Below are 26,290 nucleotides of genomic sequence, written 5' to 3' on the forward strand. Positions count from 1 at the left end.
ATGACTGACCCCTCGCGTGCGCCGGCGCCCCGTCCCGGTCGTGATCCTGATCTGCGGGCCTCGCACGCCGACCGGGAAGCGGTCGCCGAGTTGCTGCGGCAGGCCGCGGGAGACGGGCGGATCGACCTGGAGGAGCTGGAGGAGCGGCTTGAGCGGGCCTTCTCGGCGCGCACCTACGGCGAACTGGCCCCGCTGACCGCCGATCTGCCGGTGGAGACCGCGGCGGTCGATCCGCGCGACGAGCAGCCGATGGAGCTGCGGTCGGGTGTGGGCGACCTCTCGCAGGCCGGCCACTGGGTGGTGCCGTCCCGGATCACCGCGGTGTCGCGGATGGGCAACATCGTGATCGATTTCACTCAGGCCGTGTGCCGGCACTCCGAGGTGTTCCTGGAGGTCAACGCCGGCATGGGCAACGTCACGGTGATCGTCCCCGTGGGCTGGTCGGTGCGCTCGCACGGGCTGAAGGCGTCGATCGGCTCGGTCCGCAACCGGGCGACCGAGCCGCCCGAGCCGGGTGCGCCCACGCTGGAGGTGTCGGGCCGCGCGGCCATGGGCGACGTGCGCATCCGCCACCTCAACCGCTGGGAGACCTGGCGCCGCCGCGACAGGTCCTCGTAGCAACGCGGCCCCGAACAGTCCGCGGCCGGGATGACGGCGCCCGGGTTGACAACGGCCGCCTGGACAACGGCCGCGTTGATAACGAATAGGTATCGGGACATACCGCTCGCCGGTCCTCCCAAGCGCCCCGGGGCCTGACCACGGACACGTCCGTGCCACAGCGCGGTCCGTCCCGGTTGACCCGCACGTCGGCACCCCCGGCGTGTCCGACGACGGTGACGTGCGCGGCGACGACGGTGGCCTACGCGGGGCGGGTGACGTACGCCGGGCGGGTGTCGTACGCGGCGCCGGTGACGTAGAAGCACGCGGCGGCGGGTTCCGCGACCCCCTTGCGCACAGTGGTCGGTTCCCGGTACAGAACCGGCACCGCCGGACATTCGGTGGTCAGTACCGGGCGGAAGAAGGCCACGGAACGGCCAGTCCCGGTCACCGTCCGCTCGGCTCGCGCCGTCCGTTCTAGCGTCCAGATCCATGGCCGCGCACCGAAAGATCCGCACCCCCCGCAACTCCAAGCCCCGTTCCGCCACCTGGGCCCTGGCCCTGGCGGGAGCCGCCACCGCGACGGCCGCCACCTCCGGCGGCACCGCACAGGCCGACCCCCGCCCCTCGGCGGAGCAGGTCAGGACGAAGGTGGACCGGCTGCACCACGAGGCCGAACAGGCCACGGAGCGGTACAACGGCGCCACCGAGCAGGCCGGCAAGACCGAGCGAAAACTCAACTCGCTCCGGGACGAGGCGTCCAGACAGACCGCGCGGCTCAACGCCGTGCGCAACTCCCTGGGTTCCTACGCGACCGCGCAGTACCGGCAGGGCGGTGCCATCGACCCCACCGTGCAACTGGCCCTGTCCTCGGCGCCGGAGGAGTTCCTGCGCCGGGCGGCGGCAGCCGACCGGGTGGGCCACCAGCAGGCCCGGACGCTGGACCGGCTGAGGACGCGGCTGCGCGGAGTGCAGCAACTGCGTTCCGAGGCCGACGCGAAGCTGTCGGCGCTGCGGGCGGCACAGCGCACCGCGAGGGAGCACAAGCGGACCGTCGAGACCAAACTCGCCCAGGCGGACCGGCTGCTGGCGCAGCTGGCACCGGCCCAGCGCGAAGCACTGCTGGCGCAGGACGGCCACGGCGGTCCGGAGGCCGCACGCAGCTCACGTACCGCGGCGCGCGGCGGGATCGGCCCCGACCAGGCGGCCGGGCCCCGGGCGACGCAGGCCATCGCCTACGCGCGCACCGCCCTGGGCAAGCCGTACGTGTGGGGCGCCACCGGGCCCGGCGCGTACGACTGCTCGGGGCTGACGCAGGCGGCGTGGCAGGCGGCGGGCGTCGCCCTGCCCCGGACGACGTACACCCAGGTGAACGCCGGGCGGCGCGTCGCCCGCAGTGAACTCGCCCCTGGCGACCTGGTGTTCTTCTACTCCGGTCTCAGCCATGTCGGCCTCTACATCGGCAACGGCCAGATGATCCACGCACCGCGCCCCGGCGCCCCGGTCCGCGTCGCCCCCATCGACGAGATGCCCTTCAACACCGCCACCCGCCCGGCCTGAGGCGGCGGCCGTCCGCATCCGCGCCGCTCAACCCGCCAAGGTGCCCTGGTGGAAGTACATGCGCCAGCCGGATTCCGTCCTGCGCCACAGAGAACTGCGCCATGCCCGGCGCCCGTCGTCGGTGAGGTACGTCAGGTGGACGATGCCCGGGGCGAGGACGGTCCCGCTCATCTGGCTGACCTCGACCGGAGGCCCCGGGTCCGCGGAGCCGGCGCTCGTCACGGTGAGGATCGACGTGGCGTCCCAGCGCCTTCCGGAGGCTCCGATCTCGGTGAAACCAGGGTCCAGGAGCTCCGAGACGAGGGCCGGCGAAGCACGCACCTCGGGGTCGAGAAGCCGCATCTCCGCCGCGACGGCCGCCTCAACGGCCCGCTCGTCCTCGTCTGCCACGTGTGCACCCTACGGGCGGCGATGCGCGGATGAGGCAGGGGCCGGACGTCGAGGGCGGGGGCCGCCGCGGTCGGGCCGGACGTCGAGGTCGGTCGCCTAGGGCGAGGGCTGCCGCTGCCCAGCCGGACGGGGCGGGGTGGCGATCAACTCACCACCGGATCAACTCACTCGTTCGTGTGAGGCGCGAAACCGGGAGCGCCGGGCCCGGCGCGCGCCCCCGCTGGGCGGAGGGCGCCCCGCCGGCCCGGGCGTCGCCCGAGCCGGACACGGAAACCGCACGCCAGGGCGCTGCCCGACGACGTCGGGGGTGGGCAGCGGCCCGGCAGGACGGGTGCGCCCGGCGCCCCCGGTCCGGCGGCGGTGGCCGCGGCCGTCGCCCGGCGGCTGCCGCAGCCGTCCCCGGCGGCCCCGAAGGGTCGCGCGGTACGGCACAATCCCCTTGCAACATCCGGAAGTTGGCGGCGATCGGGCCACCGGCAGAGCGAACAGGGCGGGTACAGGTGGCGGTGGACACCTCTCGGGACAAGTCGGGCGACACGGTGCCCGGCGAGCGGCGGTCCGCGCACCGCGCGTTGTGCGACTGCGCGCACTGCCCGCACAGCGCCGTCCACCGGTACCGCGAGGCCCTGGCGGGCTTCCTGCGGCGGCGGGACGAGCTGGTCGGTGGCGGCGGTGTGCCGGCCGCGCTGGCCCACTCCCCTGCCGCGGCCCGCCAGTGGGTGTCCGACGAACTGACCCTGGCCGCCGTCTCGGTCGCCGACCGGGCCCGGGACGTCGAGTCCGCCCGGCCTGCCCGCCAACGGCAGCGCGCTGTCGCCGTCGTGTGGGCCGCCGTGGTGCTGCTGCTCGCCGCGCAGGCGGTCACGGCCGCCCGCACCGGCTGGACCGACACCCGGACCGCCGCGCTGCTCGCCGCGGTCGCCACCGCGTCCGTGTTCACGCTGGCCGTCTACCGGCAGCGGGCGGCGGACGGTGTGCCGGCGCCGCTGCTGGGTGACGACAACCGGCTGTCCACCTCACGTGCGGTCGCCACCGGCTGGGTGCTGCTGACCGCGTTCGCCGTACTGATGGCCGCGCTGCGGCTGGCGGTCTCAGGTGCGGACGGCGCCGCCGGGCTCGCCCCGGAGCGCGGCGCTGCCCTGCTCGCCGTGCTGGCGCTGACCTGCGCGGTGGCGGTGGCCGGTCCGTGGCTGACCGCCTCGCGGGTCCGCAGCGGCCGGTCCCAGAAGGTCCCCGCCGAGCGGCCCCGGGCCGTCGACCTGGTCACCGACGACGCCGGACGCGGCAGCTTCCCCGCCGCCCAGTACCTGCTGTGCGCCGCCGTCTCGCTCGGCTACGCCACCGCGTCCCTGGTCAGGGAGCCCGACCGGCTGCCCGACCTGCCCTGGGGGCTGGTGCTGCTGACGACGGTATCGGCGGCGGTGCACCTCACCGGCCGGCTGGCCGACGCCGGGCCGCCGGTCGTGCTGTCCGTCGTACGGGCGCGGGCGGCGGGCGACCTGGACGCGTCGATCCGGCCGGGCGACGACATCGAGATCCGCGGCGCCGGCTTCGTGCCGCCGGGGGCGCAGCCGCCGCACCTGCTGGCCCGCACGATCGTCCGTATCGGCCCCGTGCACGCGCACGTGCCGCTCATCCCCGTCAGGGGCGGCTTCGTCAACCCGGCCGACACGGCGCTGAGGGTGCCCGTGCCGGCCGAGGTGGAGCCGGGCACGCTGGAGGTTCAGGTCGTCACGGCGGCCGGTGCGGAGTCGAACCGCTACACGATCGAGGTCACGGACTGAGGGAGGGCTGGAGCCACCTCCGCCGACCGTCCGGTGGGTCCGTTGACCCGCCGAGGCCGGACGGGCAGGCTGAGGGCGGTAACCACGGGTACGCGCTGAACCCGCCGCCCGGCGCTCACGTACTGCCTCGCGAGAGATCAGCGGGGAGCACTCCCCGGCCGTCCGCGCCAGCGGCCGGCACCACGCACACCGGCACGACCGGCACCACGGACGCCGGCATCCCGGTCCGCGCCGGGCCACCGGCGGCACGGGACCGGCTCACCTCGGCGGGAAGGGGCAGCACCATGGCTCACTCGGCTCACCCGGATCGGCACGACGGTCCACAGCGCGACCCGTCCGACACGGGTCCCCGGAACGACACCGCCCGGCTGGCGCTGCTGCCGCTGCGGCTGTTCCTCGGCGTGACCTTCGTCTACGCCGGTCTGGACAAGCTGACCGACCCGGCGTTCCCGGCGTCCATGACCGCGCTGCTCCAGTCGATCCCGGGGGCCGCGGCGCCCTGGCTGCTGGACCTCGCGCTCAACGACCCGGAGAGCTTCGGCTACGCCATCGCCTTCGGGGAGATAGCCGTCGGCCTGGGCACGCTGGTCGGCCTGCTCACCCGCCTCGCCGCGCTCGGCGGCGCGCTGATCTCGCTGTCGTTCTGGCTCACCATCAGCTGGGACGTCGGCCCCTACTACTACAGCCAGGACCTGCCCTACCTGGTGGCGTGGATCCCGCTGATCATCGCGGGCGCCCCGCTGTTCTCACTGGACGCGTGGATCAGCCAGCGCCGCAGGCGCCGCGGCAGCCGCCTCTACGGCTGACAGGCCACGAGCCACCCGTGCCACCCCGCCCCCTGACCCGAAGCTGCTCAGCGGAGGCTCCCGGAGGGGCGTCGGCCGGTGTGCCCCTGTGAGCCGGGGGCTGCCGGAACGCTGTTCAGTCCTCCCTGACCCGTACGACGGGGGTGTGGGTGATGGGGAAGTTCACCGAGCGGGCGATGAAGCACACGGCGGCCACGTCGCCGTGCAGCGAGCGGGCCCTGTCCGCCATCGACGCGTCGGCGACTGTCACCTCGGGACGCAGGACGACCTCGCTGATCTGGCCTCCTCCGCCACTCTCGTCCATGGTCATGACTCCGCGGGCGTGGTCCTCGTACTCGGTGACGGTGACCCCGCCGGCAGCACACAGGTGGAGATACCAGAGCATGTGGCACTGAGCGACGGAGGCCACGAGCAACTCCTCAGGGTTCCATCGCGCGGGATCACCGCGGAACGCGGGATCCGAGGAGGCGGCGATCCCGGCTTTGCCGTCCGCCAGCACCTCGTGGTCCCGGCTGAAGGACCGGTAGCTGTCCGTGCCTGATCCGAGGTTGCCCGTCCACTCGACCGTGACGCCGTAGGCGTGCGTTGTCGTCATGGGCCAGAGCCTAGAAGCCGCCGGAGCGGTACCGCGCCCTAACAGCGCCCTCCGCCGCCCGTTCCCGCGCCGCTTCCCAGCTCGCCGCGGGCGCGGCGGTCGCGGCGGACCAGGTGGTCCACCGCGGCGACCAGTCCGGCCAGCAGCAGCGCGGCCGGCAGCATGCCCACCAGCACCGTGCCGGGCACCGCCACCTCGCCGGCCTCACGCAGCAGGAAGACCGCCGCGACGCCCATCAGGGACAGGCCCAGCACCAGCCGGGCCGGGTCAAAACGCTGACGCCTGCTCATTCCGCCGACTCCCTCTCGCTGCCGACCGCAGCCCGACCGTGCGCAGCCGAACCGCTCACAGCCGTACCGCGCGCCGCGTCATCCCGAGTGCCGGCCCCCGACACCGACTCCGGGCCCGCCCCTGACCCGGCCTCCTCGCCCGACCCTGACCCCGCCTCGTCGCCCGTCCCGTCACCGGCCTCGTCGCCCGGTCCGGTGACCGGGACCTGCTCGACCACCACCTCGCCTACGCCCACGTCCAGCCGCAGTCGCACCGTGCCGCGCGCGGGCTGCTCACCGCGGGGTTCGATGGTGTAGTTCTCGTTCAGCCCCAGGCCGCCCCCGTGCACCGTCCCGTCGTCACCACCCTCGTACCGCTGGCTCGGCAGCCGGTAGCCGCCGGCACCGATCTTGAGCTCCAGGTCCAGTGTCATGTTCTCCGGTACGCGCACCACCGCCTCTCCCGCGCCGAGCTGCAGCGTGGTGGCCACCTTCTCGTCCTCGCCGAGTCGCAGCCCGGACAGGTCGAGCACGCTGCGTCCGGTGCCCACGTGGTACTCCTCCAGGACCTGGTCCGACCGGGTGGGCGCCCACGTGGTGTCCATCCAGTCGGTGGTGATGGTCTTCGGCACCACCGTCGCCGCGGTCAGCAGACCGGCCGTCATCAGCACGACCAGGACGGTGCCCGCTCCCGTGCGCCCGACGAAGGCGCTGACCGTCAGCCCCAGGCCGAGCACGGCCAGCCCCGCGCTGAGGCCCAGCACCAGCACCGTGCCCAGCGGATGCGCCGACCAGCTGAGCGCCGCCACCAGCCCGGTCGCCAGCATGGCGGACAGGCAGACCAGTCCGCCGATGGACCGCTCCCTGGGCGAGCGGACCACCTCCTTGGTGGCGGTGTACACCGGCATGGGCGCGCCGCCGGGCACCGTGGTGACCTGGGCGTCCTCCGGGCCCCACAGGTACCCGTCGCCCGCCGCCGCCGTGCCCCGCCACCACGACGGCGACGACGGGACCGGCGGCGCCTGCGCCTCCGGGGGCGCGGCGGGCGGTGGCTCGTGGCCGTCGTCGACCTCGCCCTGCCGGTTGCGCGCCCAGTGCACGGCCGCGCCGACGGCGACCGCGACCAGCAGTGAGAAGGTGATGCTGCGGCTGCTGCCCAGGGAGGCGAGCACCAGCCCGCTTCCGGCGAGCGCGCACAGCACCGCCGCCAGCGACGAGCCCTCCACCCGGCCGGACAGCATGCGCCGGCCCTCGTTCTCGTCCTCGCCCTCCAGCGGCACGAGCAGCCAGGCGAACCCGTAGAACAGCAGCCCCAGACCGCCGATCACCGACAGCACCGCCAGCGGCACCCGGAAGATCACCGGGTCGACACCGAAGTGCCGTCCCAGCCCGCCGCACACGCCTGCCACCACCTTGTGCCGCGCGCTGCGCTCCAGCCGGGCGGGCGGCGGGCTCTCGGAGGCGGCCGCCCGGCGGGCGGAGGCCGTCCCGGCGGGCTCCTGGTCCTTGGTCATGGCTCCATCCTCACCGCCGGGGCGCCCCGGCGGTATCCGGGACCTGCCCGGAAGTGTCCCTGACTTCCACGGTCGGGGGTCGTTCAGGGGCCGACCCTGATGTGCCCAGGGGACGGCACGTGTGACGATCGGTCCATGACCACCGCCGCGCCGCCGCCCCCTCAGGCGTTGCCCCTGCGCAAGCTGTACCGCAGTTCCGAAGGCCGCTGGCTCGGCGGCGTGGCCCGGGGTCTCGCCGGGCACCTGGGACTGCCCGTGTTCTGGGTGCGGGCGGTCTTCCTCATCCTGTTCGTGAGCAGCGGCCTGGGCGCGCTGCTGTACGCCGTCTTCTGGTTCGTGGTGCCGCTGGGTACGGGCGGCGTCGACGCGTCCCGCGGGCCGCGGTCCATGACGTCGGCGGACGGCCGCCGGCACCTGATGCGGCACGCCGACAAGGGGCACGTGCTCGCCGTCGTCGTGGTGATCGCCGCGCTGGTGGCGCTGGGCGAGAACCTCCAGTTCGGGCAGGCCAACGCCTACGTCTGGCCGCTGCTGCTGATCGGCGTCGGCGTCGCCGTGGTGTGGCGGCAGGCCGACAACTCGCGGCGCGCGCACTGGTCGGAGGTCAGCCGCCGCAGCCGGCTGCTGCCGCTGGCGAGGTCGGCGGCGGGTGTCATCCTGGTCGGCGTCGGCGTGACGGGCTTCGTGGTGATCCAGGGGTCGGGACGGCAGCTCGGCTCGGTGCTGCAGGCGTCCGTCGCGGTCCTCGTCGGCATCGCGCTGCTGGCCGGCCCCTACCTGGTGCGCATCACGCAGGACCTCTCGGAGGAGCGCCTGATGCGCATCCGCGCCCAGGAGCGGGCCGAGGTCGCCGCACACGTGCACGACTCGGTGCTGCACACCCTCACCCTGATCCAGCGCAACGCGGACCAGCCGCGGGAGGTGACGCGGCTGGCCCGCGCCCAGGAACGCGAGCTGCGCGCCTGGCTGTACAAGGGCGGCGAGGGCAACGGCAAGGCCGAGGAGGACGAGCCCAGCACGCTCGCCGAGGCCGTGAAGGCGACAGCAGCCGAGGTCGAGGACCACCACGGCGTCCCGGTCGAGGTGGTGTGCGTGGGCGACTGCCCGCTGGACGAACGGCTGGGTGCGCAGATCCAGGCCGCGCGCGAGGCGATGGTGAACGCGGCCAAGTACGGTGGCAGCGGCGGCGCGGTGCAGGTCTTCGCCGAGGTCGAGGGGCGGACGGTGTTCGTCTCGGTCCGCGACCGCGGTCCCGGCTTCGACATGGACGCCGTGCCCGCCGACCGTATGGGGGTGCGGGAGTCCGTCATCGGGCGGATGGAACGCAACGGCGGTACGGCCCGGATCCGCACGGCCCCGGGTGAGGGCACCGAGGTGGAGCTACAGATGGAGAGGGCTGAGCCGTGAACGACACGACCGAGGCGACCGACGTGAGCGAGGGGCAGGCCCGCCGGGTCCGGGTGGTGCTGGTGGACGACCACCGCATGTTCCGGGCCGGGGTCCAGGCCGAGATCGGCGAGACCGAGACCACCGGAGTGGAGGTCGTGGGCGAGGCCGGCGACGTCGACCAGGCCGTCACCGTGATCACCGCGACCCGCCCCGACGTGGTGCTGCTCGACGTGCACCTGCCGGGCGGCGGCGGCGTGGAGGTGCTGCGGCGCAGCCAGTCGATGATGGGCGACGCCGAGCAGCCGGTGCGCTTCCTGGCGCTGTCGGTGTCCGACGCCGCCGAGGACGTCATCGGTGTCATCCGCGGCGGTGCGCGCGGCTACGTCACCAAGACCATCACCGGTATCGACCTGGTGGGGGCGATCTTCCAGGTCTCGGAGGGCGACGCGGTGTTCTCGCCGCGACTGGCCGGGTTCGTGCTGGACGCCTTCGCGTCCACGGACGCACCGCCCGTCGACGAGGACATGGACCGCCTCACCCAGCGCGAGCGCGAGGTGCTGCGGCTCATCGCGCGCGGTTACGCCTACAAGGAGATCGCCAAGCAGCTGTTCATCTCGGTGAAGACCGTCGAGTCGCACGTCTCCGCGGTCCTGCGCAAGCTCCAGCTCTCCAACCGCCACGAACTCACCCGCTGGGCCACCGCCCGCCGCCTGGTCTGAGGCAACCCCGCGACGGCCGGGCGACGGTCGGGAGGTGGCGGCCGGGAGGTACGGGGGCACGGAGGTACGGGGGCACGGGCTCAGCGCAGGTCGATCTCCGCCCAGACCGTCTTGCCGACCGTGCGCGGGAGGACGCCCCAACGGGAGGCGAGCGCGTCCACGATGACGAGTCCCCGCCCGGACATGTCCTCGTCACCGGCCTCGCGCAGTCGCACGGCCCGCTCGCCGCGCGGGTCCGTCACCTCGACCCGGACGACCGAGGCCGTCAGCAGCAGGCGGACGCGGAAGAACCTGCCGCGCACGCAGCCGTGCAGCAGCGCGTTCGCGGCCAACTCGCTGACCAGCAGAGCGGTGTCACCGGCGAGTTCGGCGTGCCCCCACTCGCAGACCAGCCGCGCCGCCCGCCGCCGGGCCAGCTGCACACTCCCCGCGAACGGCGTGTAGTCAAGCCGGTCCTCGCGGAGGGCCGCAACGGGAGGCGCACTGCGGTCAGACTGGGTCACTTTTCCTCACACCTTTGCGGGGATCGGGCAGGCCGTGCGCGCCCCGATCAACCCCGAGTAGCGCCCACATCACCCAAGGTAGCCATCGATCGATACTCGCATCAAGTTGTTCTTGCAGAAATATTTCCTGAATTGGTGTTCGACGGGAAGCTGACTGGTTGCAGACAACACCGGCGGCCGGATAGGAAGACGAGCATGATGGGGACCAGGGCAAGCCGAGGGGCGACGGTGTCTACCGTGCTGGGCCGCCGACTTGGCGGGGAGTTGCTCCGCATGCGGGAGTCCTGCGGTATGCGGCAACCACACGCGGCAGCGGCGCTCACCAGTTCCGTGGCGAAGGTCGCCAAGATGGAACGGGGCATGGTCCCCATACGCGACCCAGACGTTCGCGCCCTGTGCCACCTCTACGGGATGAACGACGATTCGGCGATCGAACGCCTCCTCCACCTGGCGAAAGCCGACCGAGATCGCCGTAGGGCCAAGGGCTGGTGGGACCAGTACCCACAACTCGCGGCCATGTCGGAGTACTTCGCCTTGGAGGAGATGGCCACCGAGGCCCGTAGCTGGGAACTGGCATTCATCCCGGGCCTCTTGCAGACACCTGACTACGCTCGTGCGCTCGCCGTCGGCAACCACGACTGGGAGGACATCGACGAGGTGGAACCGTTCGTCGAGGCGCGCATGACCCGGCAGGCCCGCCTTCACGACGACCAGCCGCTCCGGCTCTGGGCGATCATGCACGAGGCGGTGCTTCGCCAACTCGTTGGCGGCCCACACGTCATGAGGGCTCAGCTGTCGCACCTGCTGGAGATCTCCGGACTGCCGCACATTCGCGTCCAGGTCCTCCCCTACCAGGTGGGCGCCCATCCGGGGATGACAAGCGCGTTCACCGTCCTGTCCTTCGCGCAGCCCGGAGCCCTCGACGTGGTTCGCGCGGATACACTCTCGGTAAAGCTCTGGCTGGAGAGCGAGGCGGACGCCCAGCACCACAGCTCGGTCTTCGACCGCATCGCCCGGCTGAGCCTGTCTCAGCACGACTCCGGCGGACTCATCAACAGCATCCGCAAGGAGATGTAGCCGTGGCCGAGTTCCACTTCCGCAAGTCGAGCTACAGCGGCGGTCAGCCTGACTCCCAATGCGTGGAAGTGGCTGTCAGCGCCCCCGTATCCGTCGCCGTCCGGGACTCCAAGCGGCCCGGCGGGCCGCAGCTCCGCCTCTCACCCGCCGCCTGGACGGCCTTCCTCGGCCGTCTCCGGGACGAGCCGCAGACGTAGCCTCGTCGCTCGGCCTGTCGGGGCTCGGCCTGTCGGGCCGCGACACGTACACCGCTAAACAAGTGACTGCGGCGCTGTGATCAGCTTGAATCCGGGTGCGTCACGGGCCTTGGCTGCGCCCGCACGCGGACGCCCGCGTTGCCGCCCGTTCGGGGCGGGCGGCGGCGCGGCTCACATGCGGTCGATGGCGGTGAGGTCGATGCTGATGTCGAAGGGCACGGAGACCTTGAGCCGGTTGTGGTGAATGCCGGTCACGGCGTAAGCACGCGTAGCCGGGTCCAGTTCGTAGACGTAGACGACCGGCTGGTTCTGCTCGCCGGTCTTCTCCACCCGCCAGAAGTGCGGGATGCCGGCGGCAGCGTACTTGCGGGGCTTGGTGTCGCGGTCCCGCTCCTCCGACTCCGGTGAGACGACCTCGACGGCCAGCACCACGTCAGGGGCGTCGTACCGCGTGCGGTTGCAGTCGTTGGCGGCCTCGGCCCGCACGACCACCAGGTCCGGTTCGGGCACGGTTTTGGAAGTCAGCACCACCGCCATCTCACGACGGACACGGAAGTGCTCAGGCACGTCCGTGCGCAGGCCGTGTTCCAGCAGATACAGCGTCAGCGTGTGGAACTCCCGCTGCGGACTCACGAAGACCAGGCTCCCGTCGATCAGCTCGGTGTGCGGCGGGAGGTCCGGCAGCGTGAACAGGTCGTCCACCGTCCAGCCGTCCTGCGGCGGCATCGGCCAGTGCGGGGCAGGGCCAGCAGCGCCGTCACCTGCGACGGACGCTTCGGACATCGGCGTGGCGGTCATGGTTCCTCCCATGAGCACGAGCATGGAGCCTTACGCCAGCGTACCCACCAGAAACGCCGCCACCACCGTTCGAACGAGTGAACGGTGGCGGCGGCGTTTGACGTCGGCCGGGTGTGACGCCCGGGGCTCAGCGCACGCCGGGGAACCGGAGGCGAGCGCGAGCGGTCACTCCCACTCGATGGTGCCCGGGGGCTTGCTGGTGACGTCCAGCACGACCCGGTTGACGTCCTTGACCTCGTTGGTGATGCGGGTGGAGATCTTGGCCAGCACGTCGTAGGGCAGCCGGGACCAGTCCGCCGTCATGGCGTCCTCGGAGGACACCGGGCGCAGCACCACCGGGTGGCCGTAGGTGCGGCCGTCGCCCTGGACGCCGACCGAGCGCACGTCGGCGAGCAGCACCACCGGGCACTGCCAGATGTCGCGGTCCAGGCCGGCCGCCGTCAGCTCCTCGCGGGCGATGGCGTCCGCCTCGCGCAGCAGGTCAAGGCGGTCCTTGGTGACCTCGCCGACGATGCGGATGCCCAGGCCGGGGCCGGGGAACGGCTGGCGCTGGACGATCTCCTCCGGCAGGCCCAGCTCCTGGCCGACCATGCGGACCTCGTCCTTGAAGAGCTGCCGCAGCGGCTCGACGAGTTCGAACTCCAGGTCCTCGGGCAGTCCGCCGACGTTGTGGTGGGACTTGATGTTGGCGGTGCCGGTGCCGCCGCCGGACTCGACGACGTCCGGGTAGAGCGTGCCCTGCACGAGGAAGGCGACCTCCTCGCCCTCGGCGCCGGCCTCGGCGACCAGTTCGGCCTGGGCCTGCTCGAAGACCCGGATGAACTCCCGGCCGATGATCTTCCGCTTCTGCTCGGGATCGCTGACCCCGGCGAGTGCGGACAGGAAGCGCTCCTCGGCGTCGACCACCTTCAGCTGCACGCCGGTGGCGGCGACGAAGTCCTTCTCGACCTGCTCGGTCTCGCCCTTGCGCATCAGGCCGTGGTCGACGTAGACGCAGGTCAGCTGGTCGCCGATGGCGCGCTGCACGAGGGCGGCGGCCACCGCGGAGTCCACGCCGCCGGAGAGGCCGCAGATGGCGCGCTTGGTGCCGACCTGGGCGCGGATGGCCTCGGTCTGCTCCTCGACGATGTTGCCGGCCGTCCAGTCCGGGGCGATGCCCGCACCCCGGTAGAGAAAGTGCTCCAGGACCTGCTGGCCGTGCGTGGAGTGCAGCACCTCGGGGTGATACTGGACGCCGTAGAGCTTCAGCTCGTCGTTCTCGAAGGCCGCGACGGGCACCACGTCGGTGGACGCCGTCACGTCGAAGCCCTCGGGCGCCGCCGAGCAGGCGTCACCGTGCGACATCCACACCTGCTGGTCGAGCGGGGTGCCCTCGAAGAGGGTCGAGCCGGCCTTGGAGACCTTCAGCGGGGTGCGTCCGTACTCCCGCGCGCCGGTGTTGTCGACGGTCCCGCCGAGCACCTGGGCCATCAGCTGGAAGCCGTAGCACATGCCGAACACCGGCACGCCGGCCTCGAACAGCGCCCGGTCCAGGCCGGGTGCCTCCTCGGCGTATACGGAGGACGGGCCGCCGGAGAGAATGATCGCCTTCGGGTTCCTGGCGAGCATCTCGGCCACCGGCGTGGTGGACGGCACGACCTCGCTGTACACCCGGGCCTCGCGGACGCGGCGGGCGATGAGCTGGGCGTACTGCGCGCCGAAGTCGACGACGAGGACCGGGTCCGGGGAGCTGACCGTGTCGGGCGCGGCATGGGGCGTTGAAGCCACGAGGCTGCCTTTCGGCGGTGGAGCGGGAGGAATGCCCCGAGTCTACCGGCCCGGACGTCGATCGCCGCCCCGCCCTGGGGCATACTGGACCCGTGACTCAGCACCGCACCCGCATGACCTTCTGGTTTACCTATGGCACCGGCCCGACCGGCTGCCATGGGTGGCGTTGCTGACCTCACGAACAGCGACTTTCACCGGGCGCCCCGGGCCGATCAAGGCCCGGGGCGCCCGTTCGTCTCCCGACCCGGGTCGAGACGGCTCGCGGGGCCCACCACACTCAGGGAGCCCCCGTGCACACCACCAAGACCCAGCCCACCGCCGACGCCCACGCCGCCTCCGGCCACGCCCCCACCGACCTCCATGCCGCCACCGCGGCCGGGACGCCGGGGTCGGCGGCGGAGGCGGCCGAGCTGATCGGCGCCGCCCGGGAGCGGATCGACACGCTCGACGGCCGCATCATCGAACTGGTCCGGGAGCGCATGGCGGTCTCGGCCGGCATCCAGCAGGCGCGTGTGTCCACCGGCGGTCGCCGGGTGCACCTGTCGCGTGAGATGGAGATCCTCAGCCGCTTCCGCGCGGAGCTGGGCCGACCCGGCACCACCTTGGCGATGACCCTGCTGGAGCTCTGCCGGGGCCGTGCGTGAGCACCGTGCGTCCGCACGGCCTGTCACCCGTACGGCGCGTGACCGGGCCGAACGGCGTTCGTTGAGTGAAGTGTCCCCGATGACGCTGGAGGCCCGGCGGCAATGGGGTGGCACCACCGGAGCGATGAGACGGACGCTCTCCCGACGAGGTGAGGCGTCCGTCGTGGGACCTCGCTCCGGTGTTGTGGCCGGACAGCAGGGGACAGCCGCCCGGTCACGGATGACGCGGCCGGTTTCCGGGGACGCCCGGAGCCGGCCGCGTCGCATGTCCGGCCCGCAGCGCGGAGTCGTCCGTCGCCCTGCGCGGGTCGCCCATTGCGGCGCCCTTTCATCACACGAATGCGCCGATCAGGTGGAATGCCGTGCTTTCCCGCCCGCGCCGCTCGTTCACGCAGCAGTCAGGTACCGGGGGGTATGAGAGGAGCAGGACCCGCATGAGGTTGGCGAAGCAGGGCGCGTTCACGGCACTGGCGATGTGTGCGGCTGCGGCGGTGACCCCCGCCGGCACGGCAGCGGCGGCGGACGGCTCGCAGGTCCCGGTGGAGGTACCGCTGGAGAGCGTGGAGATGGTGCTGCCGCTCGACGCGCCGACGATTCACGCGACCGTTCCCTCCCAGCCCATCCTGCCGCCCTCGACCCCCGAGGTCATGAAGGACGACCAGCTGATGGTGCCGCTGCTGCCCGCCGTCGGCACGATCCTGGACACGCCGACTGCGGACGTGGCCGTACCGCTGCCCGGCACCGACCGGCACGAGCACTCCACGACGGCCCGGGTGAGCGTCGACAGCACGCCGCTGACCGCGATCACGCCGGCGCTCGACGCGGCGCTGCCGCTGACCAACCCCGGCGCGGAGGAGTCGGGCATGCCGCGTCCGGCGATGCCCGACGCGACCCTGACCACGCCGACGCTCCAGGGCGAGCGCGGTGCCGTGGTCGACGTGGTCGACGGCCACGGCCAGTCGCGAATCCCGGTGCACAGCACCACGCAGGCCGCCTCCCAGCTGCTCGGTTTTGCCACCGGCACCGTACTGGGCGCCGGCGACGGGCTGCTGCCGGGCTGACCCGGCCAACCGCTGGTGCTCCGCCGGACGCTGGTGCTCCGCCGGGCGCGGCTCCCGACAAGCGGCGTCCGGCGGTGTCCGGGAGAGGGCGCTCGGAGAGAGCGTGCGGAGAGAGCGTCCGGCGGGTGGTGTACTTCGGGTGGACGATTACTGGAACTCGGAATTCCGCAAGCGTTTTCTTTGCACTCCCGCACGGCAACGCAGGAATCAGCGGGCGGCGAGGAAGTAGAAGTGAAGCGGGACGGGAAAACCTCGACGCATTGAGCAGGAAAAGGTTGCCTGGGGTTTGGTCACGAAAAGGCAACGACCCCTGTGGATCGCACAGTGACATAGCCCACAGGAAAACCGCGTCAAGGGTGGGCAACTGCCCTGACGTGACCGTTTTGACCGCCAGGCGTTACGCCTTAGGTCACTTCTGTCCCGTTCATACCTCCTGACAAGGCGTTTAACTCGGCTTTACTCTGCAGTTCTGCCGAGCCGCGCCCCACCGCAGCGACGGCCCCTTCACTTTTGCCATCACCCGACCACGAAGAGGTCATCCATGCGTATCCGCCGTGCAGTTGCGGCCGCCGCCGCGACCGCCGTCATAGCCCCCGCCGCCCTGCTGGCGGCGTCGGCTGCCCACGCGACGGAGAACACCGAGCCGCCGTCCGCGAGCGAGTCCGCCGAGCCGACCCCGGACACCACCGAGGCGACGGACGAGGAGACCTCCGCGCCGGAGACCCCCGCCGAGGAGACCGAGGGCGAGGACAAGACCGCTCCGGAGGAGACGGCCCCCGCCGACGAGAACTCCGAGTCCGAGGCCCCCGCGAACGAGAGGGACAAGGACGAGGAGAAGGACAAGGAAGACGAGAAGGAGGGCGAGGGCGAGAAGGACGGCTCCCGCCCCTTCGAGTGCGAGGTCGACGAGGACGGCGACGAGGTCTACCAGATCAGCGATGACCTGAAGACCTCCCTGACCGGCCTGCCCGACGCCGTTGTCGCCGGCTCCGGCTGGAACACCTTCCAGCTCCAGATGCACAACACCGGCAAGTCCGCGATCGACGGTGTCTCGCCGTTCGTCGCCGTCTGGGCCGAGAACGAGGAAGACGTCTTCTTCGAGGAGTTCGCGCTCCAGGCGTACGACACGGCCTCCGGCAAGTGGCAGGTCGTCAGCGACGGCATCGGCGCCGGCGGCTACTTCACCCAGGTCTCGCTCAAGGCCGGCGAGAAGCGCACCTTCCAGCTGCGCCTCAAGGTCGACGCCGAGGTGCCCTACTCGCTGGGCATCGCCGTCGGCGCCGGCGAGTACTCCACCGCCGACGGCGGCTGCTGGGTCTCGCACGACGACAACGGCTGGGTGTACCTCTTCGAGGTCCTGGAAGAGGGTGCCAAGCCGGGCAAGCCGGGCGAGGCCAAGCCCAAGCCCCAGACCGGTGGCAAGAAGCCGATCGAGGCGGACAAGGTCTCCGAGGTCAAGGTGACCGGTGAGCTGGCCGCGACCGGTTCGGACTCCAACCTGCCGATGTTCGCCCTCGCGGGCGCGGCTGCCGTCGCCCTCGGCGCCGGCGCCATGTTCGTGGTCCGCCGCCGTCGCAACGACGACGCGGACGCCACCGCCGCTGCCTGAGGCAGCGCGGGCGTGAACGCCTGACACGAACGGGCCCGGCCTCCCCCTCGCGGGGAGGCCGGGCCCGTTCGTGCTCCCGGAGCGGGGCGCCCCCGGGGCGAGCGCACGTCAGGGTACGCGCCGCGTGTGGGAGTGGCGGGTCAGTCCATCAGCTTGGGCGGCACGACCGGGATGGGCAGCACAGGCGGGCTGAGCGCGCCGAACGCGTCCGCCGGCACCGCCGGGGAGGCGGGCTCGACCGCGGGCAGCCGGACGTACTCCGTGCCCTGCTCGGGCCGGGCGTCCGCGTCACCCTTGTTGGGCCACAGCGACATCGCACGCTCGGCCTGCGCCGTGATGGTCAACGACGGGTTGACGCCGAGGTTCGCGGACACCGCGGAGCCGTCCACCACGGAGATCCCCGGGTGCCCCCAGAGCCGGTGGTAGGCGTCGATGACGCCCTGCTCGGGGTCCGCGCCGATCGGGCAGCCGCCGAGGAAATGCGCCGTCAGCGGTGTCCCCATCACCTCGCCCACGTTGGTGCCGGCGAAGCCGTTGATCTCCTCGGCCAGGTGCCGGGCCGCCTCGGCGCCCTGCGGGATGTGGACCGGGTTGGGCGCGCCGTGGCCCTGCGCGGCGGTGAGCAGTCCCCGGCCGGGCCGCTTGCGCCTGCGGAAGGTGGTCAGGGAGTTGTCGTGGGTCTGCATCACCAGGCCGATGATGATGCGCTCGGACCACCGGTAGTTCGACAGCGAGCGCATCAGCTGCACCGGATGTCGCAGGCAGGTCACCGCGTGGGCCAGCAGCCGCGGCATCCGCGTGGACTGCCGCGACTGGAGCGTGGTGAGCGAGCCCATGGCGTTGGAGCCCTTGCCGTACCTGACGGGCTCGATGTGGGTGTTGGCGTCCGGGTGGATGGACGAGGTGATCGCCACACCCCGGGTGAAGTCGAGCGTGCTGTCCTTGCCGTGCTTGGCGCGGTAGCGCCGGCTGACGGTCTGGGCGCCGACCAGCGCCTCGGAGTTGGTGCGGGTGAGATGGCCCAGGCGGGGCGACAGGTGGGGCAGCCGGCCCTCGTCGCGCATCCGGTGCAGCAGCGTCTGCGTGCCGTAGGTGCCTGCGGCGACGACCACCCGGCGGGCGGTCAGCACCCGGGGACGGCCTCGGCGGCGCCGGTCGGTGCGCACGGTGGTGACGCGGAAACCGCCCTCGCCGTCCTCCTCGACGCCCGTCACCGTCGTCATGGGGACGACCGTGGCGCCCGCCTTCTCCGCCAGGTACAGGTAGTTCTCGTTGAGCGTGTTCTTGGCGCCGTGGCGGCAGCCCGTCATGCACTCGCCGCACTCCGAGCAGGCGCTGCGCGCCGGTCCCGCGCCGCCGAAGTAGGGGTCGGGCACCTCTGTCCCCGGGGGCACGACGGCCTTGCCGTCGGCGTCCCTGCCGTCGCCGAAGAAGACGCCGACGGGCGCGAAGTGGAAGGTGTCGCCGACCCCCATGCGCTCGGCGACGGCCTTCAGGTGCACGTCGGAGGGCGTCATCGTCGGGTTCAGCCGGACGCCGAGCATGCGGCTGGCCTGCTCGTAGTGGGGGCGCAGCTCGTCCTGCCAGTCGGTGATGCCGGCCCACTGGCGGTCCTGGAAGAAGGCCTCCGGCGGCACGTAGAGGGTGTTGGCGTAGTTGAGCGAGCCGCCGCCGACCCCGGCACCGGCGAGGATCATGACGTTGTTCAGCAGGTGGATGCGCTGGATGCCGTAGAGGCCCAGCGCGGGCGCCCAGAGGTAGTTCCGCACGTCCCAGGACGTCTTCGGCAGCGTCTCCCGGCTGAACCGGCGACCGGCCTCCAGCACCCCGACGCGGTAGCCCTTCTCGGTGAGGCGCAGGGCCGACACCGAGCCGCCGAACCCCGAACCGATGACCAGGACGTCGAAGTCCCGGCCGTCCTTCCCCGGGTCGCCGTCTCCCGGGTCGGCGCCACCGGTCGCGGCGGGAGCGGTCACGACTGCGGGGTCGGGGGTGGTCGGCTCGGCGGGGGCTTCCCGGTCGTGCGGGGGCCGGGGCCGGACGGGCTCATGCGGGGACACGGTGACCTCCGGGAGGACGTGCGGATCGGGAAGCCGGGCGGGGCCGGGGTGCTGTCGGGACGGGCCTCAGGGGTGTGTAGGGCGGTGGGGGCGGTGGGGGCCGGTTGTGCGGGGCCTGCGGGGGCCGCGTCCCGTTCCGTGGTGGGACGCGGCCCCGCTGGTCTTCGATCAGCGGAGGCGGAGTGCCTTCAGCGCCTTGAGCGAGCGGGTCATGAACTCGGCGTAGCCGGCGTCGTCCATGCCGAGGGAGGGTGCCATGGGCAGCAGCCGCTGGTGGGCGATGGTCTGCGCCTCGGTGTACTTCAGGATGCCCTCCGAGCCGTGCCGCCGGCCGAGCCCGGAGTCGCCCATGCCGCCCATCGGCGCGCCCGTGCTGCCGTAGGCCGCGGCGTAGCCCTCGTTGATGTTGACGGTGCCGCTGCGCAGGCGGGCGGCGAGCGTGCCGGCGCGCCGGGCGGAGCCGGACCAGATGCTGGCGTTCAGCCCGTACGGCGTGTCGTTGGCGCGGGCGACGGCGTCGGCCGGGTCGGTGAAGCGGTAGACGGAGACCACCGGCCCGAACGTCTCCTCGGTGCAGACGGCCATCGGCTCCTCGACGCCGTCGAGCACCGTCGGCTCGTAGAACAGCGGGCCGACGTCCGGCCGCGGCCTGCCGCCCGCGAGTACGGTGGCGCCCTTCTCGACGGCCTCCTCCACGTGCCGGGTGACGTTCGCCAGTTGGGCCTGCGAGACGAGCGAGCCCATGTCTGCGCCGTAGGCCAGGGCGGAGCCGAGCCGGACGGCCCGGGTCCGGGCCACGAACCGCTCCAGGAACGCGTCGGCCACCGCCTCGTGCACGAAGAGGCGCTCGATGGAGATGCACAGCTGCCCGGCCGAGGAGAAGCAGGCCCGCACAGCACCGGCCGCGGCCCGGTCCAGGTCGGCGTCGTCCAGCACGATCATCGCGTTCTTGCCGCCCAGCTCCAGCGAGCAGCCCACCAGCCGGGCCGCCGCACGCTGGGCCACCTCGCGTCCGGTGCGGGTGGAACCGGTGAAGGACACGTAGTCGCCCCGGTCCACGACCTCGGGGCCGATGACCGGCCCGTCACCGAGCACGACCTGCCACAGCTCGGCGGGCAGCCCGGCCTCGATCAGCACGGACCGCGCCCACAGGGCGGTCAGGGCCGTCTCGGTGTCGGGCTTCATGACGACCGCGTTGCCCGCGACGAAGGCCGGCAGCGCGTCACCGACCGACAGCTCCAGCGGGTAGTTCCAGGGGGCGATCTGCCCGACGACACCGCGCGGCTGCCGCAGCTCGCGCGTCTGGGTCAGGACGGGGATCGCGCCGGTGTGCCGCTTGGGCCTCAGGTAGGCGGGCCCGCGGCGGCCGTAGTGCCGCGCGCTGTTGGCGACGGCCTGGACCTCCTCGTGGGCGTGCAGCCGGGCCTTCCCCGTCTCCAGCTGGATGAGGTCCAGCACCTCGCTCTGGCGCCGGAGCACCAGGTCGTGGAACCGCAGCAGCACCGCGGCGCGCTCCCGCACCGGGCGGTCCGCCCATTCCCGCTGCGCCGAGCGGGCCCGGTCGAACGCCTCGGCCACGTCCTCGGGGGCGGCCAGCGGCAGGTCCGCCAACTTCTCCCCGGTGAAGGGGCTGTGGCATGCCGTGGTGCCGGAGCCGGGCACGCCGGCGGTGAGCCGGGCTACCAGTTCGGGCGTGACCACGTCGGCCGCTGTGCGGGCACCTGAGGGAGTGGGCGCCACCGGGTTGCTGTCCTGCGAGTTGGTCATAACGGCGAGCGTAAGCCCGTGGCACCGACCGTGGGTACCCACCGGTAACCATTTTCACGGAATCCGCCAGTGAATGCTGGCAGATAGCGGTGGCTGTGGTCTGCCGGCTGGTCACGGCCGCCGGGCACACCGTGCTCGCCGCCGTCGACGAGCCCCACCTGCCCGTGGCGCTGGCCACCGCCCTCGCCGTCTTCACCCTGACCACCCGCCTGTGTTCTCGGCGCGCCCGTGCGGCCGTCGGTCAGACCGTGGCGTCGAGGTCTTCGGCGTAGAACCCGATGGCCCTGCGGTAGTCCCGCACGGCGGGGTCCTGGCTGGTGGTGGCCAGCAGCGTCAGCAGCAGGCGCATGGCTTCGTGGTGCTCGCCGGTGTTGTACAGCGCCATCGCGAGGAACGTGCGCAGGCCGCCGTCGTCGGGGTACTCCGCCACACCCCGGCGCAGGACCTCGACAGCACGCGGGTAGTGGCCCAGCACACGGCAGGTGCTGCCCAGGCCGAGCAGGGCACCCCGGCGGTCCTCGTCGGACAGGCCGGTTCCGGCCAGGCACCGCTCGTAGTAGGGCACGGCCTCGGCCTCCAGGCCCATGCGGTCGTGCGCACAGGCCGTCCGGTACGCCAGCCCGGTGTCGTCCGGGAACCGGTCGGCCAACTCCGCAAGTCGGCGTCAGGCCTCTTCCGGATGTTCGTCCTCCACAGCACTCATCCGCCCATCCTCGCAACCGTCACGACTCCTCCGGCGACCCACCCGGACCGCCCGGTCACCCGTCGCGGCGTCTGCGGCTTCGGTGCGCGGCCACCCGTGCACGCGAAGCGCACCGCGTGGAGCAGTAACGCCGGGGGCTTCCGGGCGCGTCGTCCAGGTAGTACGCGGAACAGCCGGCTGCGGCGCACACGCCCCATGTGAGGCGGCCGTGTTCGCTCAGTCGCTGGGCGAGGGCCATGCTGCTCGAAGCGACGAACCACTCGTCCCACCCTGCTTCGTCGCCACGGTCCACGTGGAGGTGCCAGCCGTGGCCGTCGTGCCGGGTCAGCCTCGGCCTCGCCCCGCAGGCGTCCAGCAGTTGGTTGAGCGCCTGTGCGGCCCGATCCACGTCCGTTTCGGCGAGGACGGCGGACATCCGGACGACGGCCCGGCGCAGGCCCTCGGCGTCCGCCGCCGAGAACGCTCCCCCGGTGAGGTCCTCGGGCCGTTCTCCGTGATGCAGCAGAATCTCGGCCAGCCCGCTCCTGGCGAGGTCGGGCTGCTCGCGTAGCGCGTTCGCGAGAGTGAGCAGCCGATGCGCCGGACGGAAACCTCGCGGGGAGTCAGGGGTACCCATCTTCTCCTCCTTCTACGAACCTGCCCCGCGTCCCCGCCGAGGCCTTGTAACGTCTTATATAGATTAGCCGTTACGAAGGTGGTGAGGAGTGGCGCGCGTGTCCTACCCCGTGCGGCTCTACACGGCGACGGCGTTCTCCGCTCGGCTGGCCGACGAGGGCATGCCGGTTGCCGTGGTTCTGCTGGCCCTCCACCGCACCGGCAGCCCGGGGCAGGGGGCGTTCGTCCTCACCGCGTGGCTGGCTCCGCATGTGCTGGCCGCACCGCTGACCGGCGCGGCGGTGGCGCGCGTACGCCGTCCGGTGGCCCTGTACGCGGGCGCGCTGGCTGCCTTCGCCGTCTCGATCGCGGTGCTGTCCCTGGCGGTGGGCCGGCTTCCCACCGCACTGTCGTGCGCGATCGCCGTGGCCGGAGGGAGCTGCGGTCCCTTCGTCTCGGGTGGGCTGTCCAGCCTGGTGGCCGGGCTCGCCTCGCCCGGCCCCGCCCGGGACAATGCCTACGCGTGGGATGCGGCGGTCTACAACGCGGCCTCCGCAGCCGGACCTGCGGCTGTCGCCGCGCTTGCCGCGCTGCTGTCCCCGGCCACCGCCATGGTCGTGCTCGGTGGCAGCTCCGCGTGCGCCGCCGCGTTGGTCGTCGGCGTCCTCCACGGGCGCGCACCGGACGCACCGCCGAGTCCCCGCGAGGCCGCCGTCAGTGTGAGGACTCCGGTGCTGCGAGAGGCGGTCGCCGGGCTGTCCGTGATCATGAGCGTGCGGGAGCTTCGGGCCGTGACCGCTGCCACCAGTACGGCGTTCGTGGGTCTCGGTGCGCTGTCGACCACCGCCGTGCTGCTCACCGACAGCTGGGGGCGTCCGAGCCTCGCCGGACTGCTGCTGACGGGTTTTGCCCTCGGTGCGCTGGCCGGGTGTGTGCTCGCCGCGCGGCAGCGCAAGCCCTGGACCGCCCACCGCATGGTGACCGTGGGCCTGTCGGGAACCGGCCTGGCGCTGGGCGCCGCCGCGTGGAGCCCTCATCCGGCACTCAGCGCTGCCGTCTTCGCCGTGGCCGGGATGTGCGACGGCCCGGTGCTCAGCGCCACCCTGCGCCTGCGCGCGGATCACACACCTGCTCGCCTGCGCGCCCACGTCTTCACGGTCGGCGCCGGGTTGAAGATCTCGGCAGCGGCGTGCGGCGCCGCGCTGGTCGGCGTCGCCGCGGGCATGCCGCCGGCGCTGCTCCTGCTCACCATCGCCGGACTGCAACTCGCCGCCGCACTGCTCTACCTGCTGCTGCGAGCGGCCCCGGACCCGGACCCGGACCCGGGCCCGGACCCGGCCCCGGGTCCGCTCTGATCCCGCCGCTCCCACGTCGCGGGGCCGCACGCCCGAACGGGTGTCAGCCGGTGGCGCGGTAGGTGTCGACGATCTGGGAGAAGTGGGCGTCGATCTCGGCCTGTCTGCTCTCCGGGCCGCGGACGAGCACCACGTGGTACTTGTTGCCGAGCACCATCGCCCGGTTGCGCAGCACCACCTTGCCGCTGCCGCCTTCCCAGCCGAACTCGCCCTCGGCCATGGCTGTCTCGCCGACGGTGATGCTGCGGACGCCGCTGACCGTCTTCCAGCCGTTGCTGTCGCGGTAGGCGGCCAGCTCGGGCTGGTCGGCTAGCTGGTAGGCGCGCGGGTCGGTGCCGAAGCGGTCGGTGCCGTCCCGGCCGGGCACCACGACGACCTCCAGGTCGCCCTTGCTGAACCGGACCTGGCCGCCGCTGGTCTGACCCCGGGCCCAGCCCTCCGGTACCGCGATGCGGAACCCGGACGGATCGTCCCGGATGGTGTAGCCGGCGGGCGCCGGGCCGCCCGGCTGGGTGGACTGCGGGGTCCGGTCGCTGCCGGGTGTGCTCGGTGCGGCGGACGCGGACGGCGGGGTCGAGGGCGCGTCGGCACTGGGAGCGGGGGCCGGCTCGGCGTTGCCGGGGTCGTCGCTGACCGTGCCGCGCTGGTTGGTGGTGCCGCCCGCGGTGTCGGCCTTCGGCATGAAGGCCACCGCGTAGACGACCGCGCCGACCAGACCCAGCAGCACCAGCACGAGCAGCAGGCGGCCCAGCCGCTGCGGGTTGTGGGCACGCTGCGCGCGGCGGTGGCGGCGCCGCTCGACGTGCACCGGATGCTTCTCCGCCTTGCGTCGCCTGACCAGTTCACCGCGTCGCCGCAGGATCGGCAGGCGGCGCGGGTCGGTTCGACCGCCGGGCTCCAGCAGCGGCTGCGCGGTGACGGTGCGGCGGCCGACTTCGGGTTCGGGCGCGGACCGGATGATGGACCGCAGCCAGCCGCTCAGTTCCTCGAACTGCGTGCGCTCGGTCGGGTCGGGACGCAGCAGCGACTCGATGACGGGACGCAGCGCGCCGCACTCCTCGGCGAACGCGGGCGGCTCGGAGCAGACGCACTGCACCAGGTCGGTGACGCTCTCCTCCGGGTAGGGGGCGTGGCCCTGGACGGCGCGGAACAGCAGCGCGCCGAGGGCCCACAGGTCGGCGGCGGGGCCGACGGGCGGGGCCAGCCGCCAGTTCTCGTAGACGGGCCCGGCCTGTTCGGGCGCCCAGCGTTCGGTGACGGCGCCGACCATCGTCATGCGGGCCTGCCGGGCGCGCTCGGCGGCGAGCGCGGTGGTGGGCCCGCGGTAGCGGCCGTCGTCACCGGGATCGGGTGCGCCCCAGGCGACGGACCGCTCGTCGTCCTCGTCGTCCGGGGTGTCCGGGGCGGCCTGGCCGTCGGCGCCGGGGCGCTCCTCGTCCCAGTCGTCGGCGTACGGGTCGGCGGAGTGCGCGTCGTCGGCGTACGCGACCTCCCCGTACCCGCCATCCCCGTACCCGCCGTCGCCGTACGCCCCTTCCCCGTACGCGACCTCCCCGTGCGGCCCTTCGCCGTCGCCGGTGCGGCGGGCGGTGTAGGGGGCGGGCAGGTCGGCGGGGAACGGGGACGGGGCGCGGGTGGCAGGTCCGGGCTTGTCGCCGCCCCAGGGGCCGTGCCGGGGCCGCTCCTCCTCGGCGACGCCCGCGCCGCTGCGGGCGGCGGCGGCGCCGGCCCGGTAGGCGGCGATGGCACCGCTGCGGGCCGCGCGGTGCGGCACGGCCGCACGTCCGGCGGACGACTCCGCGGTCTTGGTCGGTTCGACCGCCGCCGGGGCCTTCGCGGCCTGGCCGCGTCCGCCGGCAGGCGGGGCGGGCGGTCGCGGGTCCGGGGCCATCGGGCCCTCGGTGGGCAGCGGGTCGTAACCGCAGAGCGCCTCCTCCGCGGCGCCCGACGCGAGACCCGTGAGCAGGGCCCGGCCGTCGTCGCAGATCAGCACGGAGCGGGCGGTGATGTTGCGGTGGGTCCACCCGAAGGTGTGGACGGCGCTGAGCGCGGCGAGCAGGTCGGCGGCGATCTCGGCGGCCCGGTGCGGGCTCAGCGGCCGGTCGGCGAGCACGGCGGCCAGCGGCCGGGCGGCGACGAGTTCGCTGACGATCCACAGGCCGTCGTCCTCGACGAAGACGTCGAAGACCTGGTCGAGGCGGGGGTGGTCGGGTATGCGGGCGGCGGACAGGGCCGCCTCGACGGCACGGCGGACGGCGGGGTCGGCCGGGGCCCGGGTCGCTCGGCCCGCGGTGAGGCCGCCACCGGGTTCGCCGACGACCTCGGCGTCCACGACCTCGGGCAGCGGGACCTGGCGGACGAGGACCTCCTGCCCGCTGGCGGTGTCGTAGGCGCGGGCCTCGCGAAGTTCGTACTCGTCGGAAGGAGGAAGCGGCAAGCGGTAGCGCTCGGCCAGCAACCTGCCGGCGTAATCGTCCACAACGCCTCCCCACAGCGTGCGAAACCGTCAAATCCGCTCCGCATCGGCCTGAT

26 protein-coding genes are annotated in these 26,290 nt (G+C 72.9%); 13 read left to right on the forward strand and 13 right to left on the reverse strand.

What is annotated here, in order from left to right; all coding sequences use genetic code 11:
• Complete coding sequence (locus QNO07_RS05015; protein ID WP_283990277.1) at positions 1-618, forward strand: DUF1707 SHOCT-like domain-containing protein; 618 nt, start codon at positions 1-3, stop codon at positions 616-618.
• A gap of 241 nt (positions 619-859) precedes the next feature.
• Here QNO07_RS05015 and QNO07_RS05020 read toward each other — a convergent pair whose 3' ends face one another.
• Positions 860-985, reverse strand: coding sequence for a hypothetical protein (locus tag QNO07_RS05020; protein WP_283990278.1), 126 nt, complete (start codon positions 983-985; stop codon positions 860-862).
• A 104-nt stretch (positions 986-1,089) separates the two neighbouring features.
• On the opposite strand from QNO07_RS05020, the gene QNO07_RS05025 reads away from it, so the two are divergent.
• A complete protein-coding gene (locus QNO07_RS05025; RefSeq protein WP_283990279.1) occupies positions 1,090-2,157 on the forward strand; it encodes a C40 family peptidase in 1,068 nt (355 codons plus the stop codon).
• 27 nt (positions 2,158-2,184) lie between these two features.
• On the opposite strand, the gene QNO07_RS05030 is transcribed toward QNO07_RS05025, so the two are convergent.
• The gene (locus tag QNO07_RS05030; protein WP_502961776.1) at positions 2,185-2,547 is read right to left on the reverse strand and encodes a nuclear transport factor 2 family protein; all 363 of its coding nucleotides are present in this window, start codon (positions 2,545-2,547) and stop codon (positions 2,185-2,187) included.
• Positions 2,548-3,047: 500 nt separating this feature from the next.
• On the opposite strand from QNO07_RS05030, the gene QNO07_RS05035 reads away from it, so the two are divergent.
• Together QNO07_RS05035 and QNO07_RS05040 are read left to right on the forward strand one after the other, a co-directional pair.
• Entirely contained in the window at positions 3,048-4,331 is a 1,284-nt protein-coding gene (locus QNO07_RS05035) for a hypothetical protein (protein WP_502961777.1), read from the forward strand.
• A 284-nt stretch (positions 4,332-4,615) separates the two neighbouring features.
• Positions 4,616-5,137 (forward strand): DoxX family protein, encoded by a 522-nt coding sequence (locus QNO07_RS05040; RefSeq protein WP_283990281.1) that lies wholly within the window; start codon positions 4,616-4,618, stop codon positions 5,135-5,137.
• Between the two features lie 115 nt (positions 5,138-5,252).
• On the opposite strand, the gene QNO07_RS05045 is transcribed toward QNO07_RS05040, so the two are convergent.
• The 3 genes from QNO07_RS05045 to QNO07_RS05055 are packed head-to-tail and all read right to left on the reverse strand — an operon-like array spanning position 5,253 to position 7,515.
• Positions 5,253-5,732 (reverse strand): OsmC family protein, encoded by a 480-nt coding sequence (locus QNO07_RS05045; protein WP_283990282.1) that lies wholly within the window; start codon positions 5,730-5,732, stop codon positions 5,253-5,255.
• A gap of 38 nt (positions 5,733-5,770) precedes the next feature.
• On the reverse strand, positions 5,771-6,022 hold the full coding sequence (locus QNO07_RS05050; protein WP_283990284.1) for a hypothetical protein: 252 nt from the start codon (positions 6,020-6,022) through the stop codon (positions 5,771-5,773).
• Positions 6,019-7,515 carry a PspC domain-containing protein gene (locus tag QNO07_RS05055; RefSeq protein WP_283990286.1) on the reverse strand — a complete coding sequence of 499 codons (1,497 nt, stop codon included), beginning with the start codon at positions 7,513-7,515 and terminating at the stop codon, positions 6,019-6,021. Before QNO07_RS05055 ends, QNO07_RS05050 begins: the two co-directional genes overlap by 4 nt.
• Positions 7,516-7,650: 135 nt before the next feature.
• On the opposite strand from QNO07_RS05055, the gene QNO07_RS05060 reads away from it, so the two are divergent.
• Together QNO07_RS05060 and QNO07_RS05065 are read left to right on the forward strand one after the other, a co-directional pair.
• Complete coding sequence (locus tag QNO07_RS05060) at positions 7,651-8,922, forward strand: ATP-binding protein (protein WP_283990287.1); 1,272 nt, start codon at positions 7,651-7,653, stop codon at positions 8,920-8,922.
• Entirely contained in the window at positions 8,919-9,623 is a 705-nt protein-coding gene (locus QNO07_RS05065; RefSeq protein WP_283990288.1) for a LuxR C-terminal-related transcriptional regulator, read from the forward strand. The genes QNO07_RS05060 and QNO07_RS05065 overlap by 4 nt, the downstream gene beginning before the upstream one ends.
• Before the next feature lie 80 nt (positions 9,624-9,703).
• On the opposite strand, the gene QNO07_RS05070 is transcribed toward QNO07_RS05065, so the two are convergent.
• Positions 9,704-10,126 (reverse strand): ATP-binding protein, encoded by a 423-nt coding sequence (locus QNO07_RS05070; protein ID WP_283990289.1) that lies wholly within the window; start codon positions 10,124-10,126, stop codon positions 9,704-9,706.
• Between the two features lie 198 nt (positions 10,127-10,324).
• Between QNO07_RS05070 and QNO07_RS05075 the strand changes: the two genes are divergently transcribed.
• Both QNO07_RS05075 and QNO07_RS05080 read left to right on the forward strand, forming a co-directional pair.
• Positions 10,325-11,203, forward strand: coding sequence for a helix-turn-helix domain-containing protein (locus QNO07_RS05075; RefSeq protein WP_349636806.1), 879 nt, complete (start codon positions 10,325-10,327; stop codon positions 11,201-11,203).
• A gap of 2 nt (positions 11,204-11,205) precedes the next feature.
• On the forward strand, positions 11,206-11,400 hold the full coding sequence (locus tag QNO07_RS05080; RefSeq protein ID WP_283990291.1) for a DUF397 domain-containing protein: 195 nt from the start codon (positions 11,206-11,208) through the stop codon (positions 11,398-11,400).
• A gap of 171 nt (positions 11,401-11,571) precedes the next feature.
• On the opposite strand, the gene QNO07_RS05085 is transcribed toward QNO07_RS05080, so the two are convergent.
• Entirely contained in the window at positions 11,572-12,210 is a 639-nt protein-coding gene (locus tag QNO07_RS05085) for a Uma2 family endonuclease (protein ID WP_283990293.1), read from the reverse strand.
• A 153-nt stretch (positions 12,211-12,363) separates the two neighbouring features.
• Entirely contained in the window at positions 12,364-13,965 is a 1,602-nt protein-coding gene (gene guaA, locus QNO07_RS05090; protein WP_283990294.1) for a glutamine-hydrolyzing GMP synthase, read from the reverse strand.
• A gap of 290 nt (positions 13,966-14,255) precedes the next feature.
• Here guaA and QNO07_RS05095 point away from each other — a divergent pair, with 290 nt between their 5' ends.
• From QNO07_RS05095 to QNO07_RS05105, 3 genes are all read left to right on the forward strand, one after another.
• On the forward strand, positions 14,256-14,609 hold the full coding sequence (locus QNO07_RS05095; protein WP_283990295.1) for a chorismate mutase: 354 nt from the start codon (positions 14,256-14,258) through the stop codon (positions 14,607-14,609).
• A 434-nt stretch (positions 14,610-15,043) separates the two neighbouring features.
• Positions 15,044-15,670 (forward strand): hypothetical protein, encoded by a 627-nt coding sequence (locus tag QNO07_RS05100; protein WP_283990296.1) that lies wholly within the window; start codon positions 15,044-15,046, stop codon positions 15,668-15,670.
• Between the two features lie 541 nt (positions 15,671-16,211).
• Positions 16,212-17,279: an LAETG motif-containing sortase-dependent surface protein gene (locus tag QNO07_RS05105; protein WP_283990298.1), complete on the forward strand. Its 1,068-nt coding sequence runs from the start codon at positions 16,212-16,214 to the stop codon at positions 17,277-17,279.
• Between the two features lie 140 nt (positions 17,280-17,419).
• Here the strand turns inward: QNO07_RS05105 and QNO07_RS05110 are convergent, their stop codons facing one another.
• Both QNO07_RS05110 and QNO07_RS05115 read right to left on the reverse strand, forming a co-directional pair.
• Positions 17,420-19,255 carry an FAD-dependent oxidoreductase gene (locus tag QNO07_RS05110; protein WP_502961785.1) on the reverse strand — a complete coding sequence of 612 codons (1,836 nt, stop codon included), beginning with the start codon at positions 19,253-19,255 and terminating at the stop codon, positions 17,420-17,422.
• A gap of 252 nt (positions 19,256-19,507) precedes the next feature.
• Entirely contained in the window at positions 19,508-21,106 is a 1,599-nt protein-coding gene (locus QNO07_RS05115) for a succinic semialdehyde dehydrogenase (protein ID WP_283990300.1), read from the reverse strand.
• 89 nt (positions 21,107-21,195) lie between these two features.
• On the opposite strand from QNO07_RS05115, the gene QNO07_RS05120 reads away from it, so the two are divergent.
• Positions 21,196-21,378, forward strand: coding sequence for a hypothetical protein (locus QNO07_RS05120; RefSeq protein WP_283990301.1), 183 nt, complete (start codon positions 21,196-21,198; stop codon positions 21,376-21,378).
• Here QNO07_RS05120 and QNO07_RS05125 read toward each other — a convergent pair.
• The gene (locus QNO07_RS05125; RefSeq protein ID WP_502961778.1) at positions 21,348-21,755 is read right to left on the reverse strand and encodes a tetratricopeptide repeat protein; all 408 of its coding nucleotides are present in this window, start codon (positions 21,753-21,755) and stop codon (positions 21,348-21,350) included. The genes QNO07_RS05120 and QNO07_RS05125 overlap by 31 nt on opposite strands.
• A 109-nt stretch (positions 21,756-21,864) precedes the next feature.
• Complete coding sequence (locus tag QNO07_RS05130; protein ID WP_283990302.1) at positions 21,865-22,425, reverse strand: CGNR zinc finger domain-containing protein; 561 nt, start codon at positions 22,423-22,425, stop codon at positions 21,865-21,867.
• 97 nt (positions 22,426-22,522) lie between these two features.
• On the opposite strand from QNO07_RS05130, the gene QNO07_RS05135 reads away from it, so the two are divergent.
• On the forward strand, positions 22,523-23,758 hold the full coding sequence (locus QNO07_RS05135; RefSeq protein ID WP_283990303.1) for an MFS transporter: 1,236 nt from the start codon (positions 22,523-22,525) through the stop codon (positions 23,756-23,758).
• 43 nt (positions 23,759-23,801) lie between these two features.
• Here QNO07_RS05135 and QNO07_RS05140 read toward each other — a convergent pair whose 3' ends face one another.
• Positions 23,802-26,237, reverse strand: coding sequence for a serine/threonine kinase C-terminal domain-containing protein (locus QNO07_RS05140; RefSeq protein ID WP_283990304.1), 2,436 nt, complete (start codon positions 26,235-26,237; stop codon positions 23,802-23,804).
• Between the last annotated feature and the right edge of the window lie 53 nt (positions 26,238-26,290).

The sequence above is a fragment of the Streptomyces sp. 549 genome (assembly GCF_030124175.1).
In the GTDB taxonomy this organism is placed as follows: Bacteria; Actinomycetota; Actinomycetes; order Streptomycetales; family Streptomycetaceae; genus Streptomyces.